The organism is Corynebacterium pacaense (assembly GCF_900169525.1).
In the GTDB taxonomy this organism is placed as follows: domain Bacteria; phylum Actinomycetota; class Actinomycetes; order Mycobacteriales; family Mycobacteriaceae; genus Corynebacterium; species Corynebacterium pacaense.
Genome location: NZ_LT821230.1, coordinates 1 through 4,070, shown reverse-complemented (window position 1 = coordinate 4,070; position 4,070 = coordinate 1). Strand labels below are relative to the sequence as shown.

4 protein-coding genes and 1 pseudogene are annotated in these 4,070 nt (G+C 58.0%); 3 read left to right on the top strand and 2 right to left on the bottom strand.

Annotated elements, in window-relative coordinates; translation table 11 throughout:
• The 3 genes and pseudogenes from B7E02_RS00070 to B7E02_RS00060 form a co-directional block, all read left to right on the top strand.
• Positions 1 to 587 (top strand): annotated as a pseudogene (locus B7E02_RS00070) (hypothetical protein); the annotation flags it as partial.
• Positions 584 to 1,318 carry an IS21-like element helper ATPase IstB gene (gene istB / locus B7E02_RS00065; RefSeq protein ID WP_080791545.1) on the top strand — a complete coding sequence of 245 codons (735 nt, stop codon included), beginning with the start codon at positions 584 to 586 and terminating at the stop codon, positions 1,316 to 1,318. The pseudogene B7E02_RS00070 and the gene istB, both read left to right, overlap by 4 nt.
• 118 nt (positions 1,319 to 1,436) lie before the next feature.
• Positions 1,437 to 2,588: an ATP-binding cassette domain-containing protein gene (locus tag B7E02_RS00060; protein WP_179129608.1), complete on the top strand. Its 1,152-nt coding sequence runs from the start codon at positions 1,437 to 1,439 to the stop codon at positions 2,586 to 2,588.
• 303 nt (positions 2,589 to 2,891) lie between these two features.
• On the opposite strand, the gene B7E02_RS00055 is transcribed toward B7E02_RS00060, so the two are convergent.
• Together B7E02_RS00055 and B7E02_RS14860 are read right to left on the bottom strand one after the other, a co-directional pair.
• Positions 2,892 to 3,560 carry a response regulator gene (locus B7E02_RS00055; protein WP_080791538.1) on the bottom strand — a complete coding sequence of 223 codons (669 nt, stop codon included), beginning with the start codon at positions 3,558 to 3,560 and terminating at the stop codon, positions 2,892 to 2,894.
• Entirely contained in the window at positions 3,557 to 3,853 is a 297-nt protein-coding gene (locus B7E02_RS14860) for an ATP-binding protein (protein ID WP_425429767.1), read from the bottom strand. Before B7E02_RS14860 ends, B7E02_RS00055 begins: the two co-directional genes overlap by 4 nt.
• Between the last annotated feature and the right edge of the window lie 217 nt (positions 3,854 to 4,070).

The following is a 4,070-nucleotide window of genomic DNA, read 5'->3' as shown; positions in this document are numbered from 1 at the left end:
GGTTTGACCCTGTGCGCTATGAAACCCGTAAAGCCAACAACACCGGAACGATCACCGTCGATGATAATTTCTACCTCGCAGGACCCGCGTTCCACAATCGGTTGCTCACTGTTGCTATCCGCCATGACATCATCGAGATACTCGATGAAACCTCACGACCGATCGTGGTTTTCCCCCGGTCCTTTGATCACCAGGACGACACCATCTTCACCCCTATCTCACTACTTCCCGCACTAGTCACCAAACCCGGGGCCTGGAACAATTCACCGGTTCGATCCCTGATGCCCGACGCCACCCGACATGCACTTGATTCCGCCGTGCCAGCAGATCGCTCCCGGATACTGGCTGGGATTAACCAGGCAAGCACCGCCACATCGTTTACCAGCGCGATCACCGCCTGCGAACAGATCATCGCAGCCGGCCAGAACCCCACAGGGTCGAGTCTGGGAATGCTTGCCCGCCGTATTGAAGAAGGCACCGAACCCGTATCTGGCGAGGTGGACCTGTCAGTCTATGATCGCCTACCCCAGATACTGCCGACAGAGGCGCACCCCTGTGAACAACCGTGCATTGAGGTCCCAGCATGAAAACAACCATCTCTGCCGCTGACATCATCGCTGCCGGTAAAACATCCTCACTGACATCCACAGTCCTCGCGGAATGGGCGGGGAAAGGCACTCCGCGACAATTGGAGTATCTTTACGGGTTGCTCTTAGCTGAGCAGGCATCGCGGCGTACAGCCCGGACGCAGAGGCTTATTAAGGCTGCGAAACTACCCGCTCTGAAATCCCTCGACGGTTTCGACTGGACTAACATCACCTTCCCCCAGGACTACAGCCGTGATCAACTACGCGACCTGGAGTTTGTCGCCAACGGTGGCGATCTGGTGTTCTACGGTGACGTTGGTACCGGGAAAACGCACCTGGCCTGTGCACTTGTTTCCCAGGCATGTAGTAAAGGCATCCCCGCGAGATTCTTTACAGCAGCGTCCCTGGTTGCTCATCTCCGCCGAGCAAAACAAGCAAATCGGCTTGATAAGGAACTTGTTGTTCTTGCAAGAAACAAACTGATTGTTATAGACGAGTTTGGGTACCTGCCCGTTGATACCGAGGGTGCGAGATTGTTGTTTCAGGTTATCGCCGACGCCTATGAAAAACGCAGTCTGGTGCTGACAACGAACCTGGCATTTTCGAAGTGGGGTTCTGTGTTCGGTGATGATCACATGGCCGCCGCAGTCATCGACCGAATTGTTCATCATGGACGGCTATTGCATTTCACGGGTGAGTCTTATCGAGTCAAACATGCCCTGATGTCCTAAAACCCCCAGTATGCGCGGTGGTGCTGAAATGGAGGGAAACAGTGCTGAGGTGGCAGGGTTTTCCGCGCTGAAACGGCCGGAGAAAATTTGACAAAACACAGACGGTTCCACCCGCGCCATTCCCCTCGAAGTCGCCGGCCTCGACCACCCGCCTGCGGCACGTCCCGGCACCCACAGCCTGCGCCAGATTGTCGGCCCCTCCGGCTCCGGGGTGACCCGCGAGCTCACCCGGCTTTATGAATCCACCCCCGGCGCGGTGATGCTCACCGCTGATGCCCACGCACACGTCACCTACCTGTGCGCGAGCGTCTGGCAGGAGCTTGCCTTCGGTCTGGAACAGCGTGGCATCAATGATCCCGCACGCATTCGGGAGGTGGCGGGCATACTCGACCTCACCGATCTGCTCCACCGCCCGCCGAATAAGCTCTCCGGCGGGCAGACCCGGCGTCTGGCCATCGGGTGCGTCGCTGTCATCCCCGCTCCACTGAAGCTTTTCGACGCCCCCTTCTCCGGCCTCGACACCCCCGGCCGCGCCGCGGTGGCCACGCTGTTGCGTTCCCTGGACGCCGAGGTCGTTGTCGGCGACCATCGCGTGCGTTTCGACGATGCTCCCGTCACCTACCTCGGCGAGATCATCGATGACGTCGAACTTCCTGACCCCGTGCAGGCCCGTGGGACCTGTGAGTTCACGGTGAGGGGCCGCAGGGGAGGGGCATCGAGAAGCTGGTGGCAGTTTCGGGAACCCGCAGGTGGGAACTTCGAGATCGGCCCCTTCCATAAGCGGATTCCACGCGGTGCAGTGGTGTGGCTCAAGGGGCCGAATGGTTCGGGGAAAACTACGCTCATGCGTGCGCTGGCGGGGCTCGATGGCGCGGTGGCGCAGCCGTTCACCGTCGGACTGATGACGCAGGACCCCCAAGATCAAATCATTGATTCCACGGTGGGCGCGATGGTGCCTGGTGGCGGCGATGAACACCCGCTTGATCTGTCAGCCCGCGATCTGCGGCTGGCGCAGTTCGACTCCGTGGTTGCCGATGCGCCTGAGGTCCTGTGCGCCGATGAGCCGGACGTGGGGTTGGACGTGGCGGGCAGCAGTCTCATGCACCACCGCTTCGCCGCGTTTCTCAGCTCGGGGGGAACGATCGTGCTGGCCTGCCACGATGAGAGCTTCGTGGAGGAGGTTCGAAGGTATGCCAGTGTCGAAGAATGGGCATTGCCCGTGAACCTGAACAGTCATCCTTGCGCGCAGAGTCTGGGAAGCAAAGGATAAGACCCTCCTTGCTCCGAAGAGTTTTGTGGGCACGGATATGAGTTTTGTCGAGATGGGTCGAGCAGGAGGGCGGCGCTCCTTGAGCGTGAGATCCTCCGGCTCGGGGGAACAGAATCGCCCCAGGGCCGGACAAGGTGGCGATTGCGGGGCTATCTGGCAACTGATCTTTTGAACCTCGTGACTCTTGCGGAACGTCGCCTTGCGAGCACCAGATTCAACACATCTCTTGGCAACCACCGACCTCGCGTGCCGTTCCTCAGTCGCCCGCCACCCGCAGGGGTTGGGCTTCTGATCCTGCCCTCATTAATGTCCTGGAGTGAGCAAACCGCTTTCATAAGCCAAAATGACTAATTGGGCTCGGTCATGAGCATAAACCTTGGTCATAATGCGATTGACGTGGGTCTTCGCGGTATGCGGGGAAATATAGAGTTCTTCGGCGATTTCCGCATTGGACTTGCCTTGAGCAACAAGTAAAAGCACTTCGCGTTCCCGGTTAGTTAAGGCCTCCAGTTCAGCCCGCGTTGCTGGGTTGGGCGTCGATAAGCTTCCTGGACTGTTGATATAGCGGGTGATCAAAGTCTGGGTGGCTGCCGGCGACAACAAGGCATCGCCGGCATGGATTGCCTCGACTGCGCGGATAATCTCCTCCAGTTCAGCGCCTTTGCCCAAGAATCCACTCGCCCCGGCGCGCAGTGCGGAAACCACGTACTCGTCCTCTTCGAAAGTGGTGAGGATGAGCACTTTTGTACTCGAGGACTGCGCGCAAATGGCGGCGGTGGCGTCGATGCCGTCAAGAATCGGCATCCGGATATCCATCAGCACTACATCGGGGTGGAGTACTGCGGCCTTCTCGATAGCTTCTTGGCCATTGGTGGCTTCGCCAACAACGGTGATTCCCTCGTGGCTGTCGAGGATATCTGCCACAGCCTGGCGAATTAAGGACTGATCATCTGCGATAAGAACGTCGATCACGAAAGCTCCTGCTGTCTTAGTGGAAGGCTCGCATCACATCTAAAAGAATCCTCGGTTGCTGCCATTGCCACGGTGCCGCGGACCGACTCGACGCGTTCCTTGATGCCAATTAGTCCCAATCCTTCTCCACGTAAACCGCTGGCATTGCTTCCATCGGACGCAACTGGGTTGGTTATGGAGATCTCCAGTTTATCGTCACTAACGGTGATAGAAAGCTCAGCGGTCTTTTGTGCCCCGTGCTTATGTGCATTGGTGAGGCCTTCTTGAATGATCCGATATGCCGAGCGTATCAAGTTTTTTGTGTGTGGGGCTTTGTGGACTTGTTGGGTTAGAGGTATGTGTTGAAGCGGTCGGGGTAGGCCACGGCCATCTGATTAATGGCTTGTTGAACCGGCCCAGGTTTGATGCCGCATCTTTTCGAGTTGAGAGGATGGCTTCATGCCAAAGAAGATTGATGCGCAGGTCCGTGAACGAGCGGTCAGGCTGGTGCGCGAGCACCGATCGGAGTAC

Bases quoted from the DNA above. Each gene is read 5' to 3' on its own strand.
- istB (WP_080791545.1), top strand. From the start codon at position 584: ATGAAAACAACCATCTCTGCCGCTGACATCATCGCTGCCGGTAAAACA.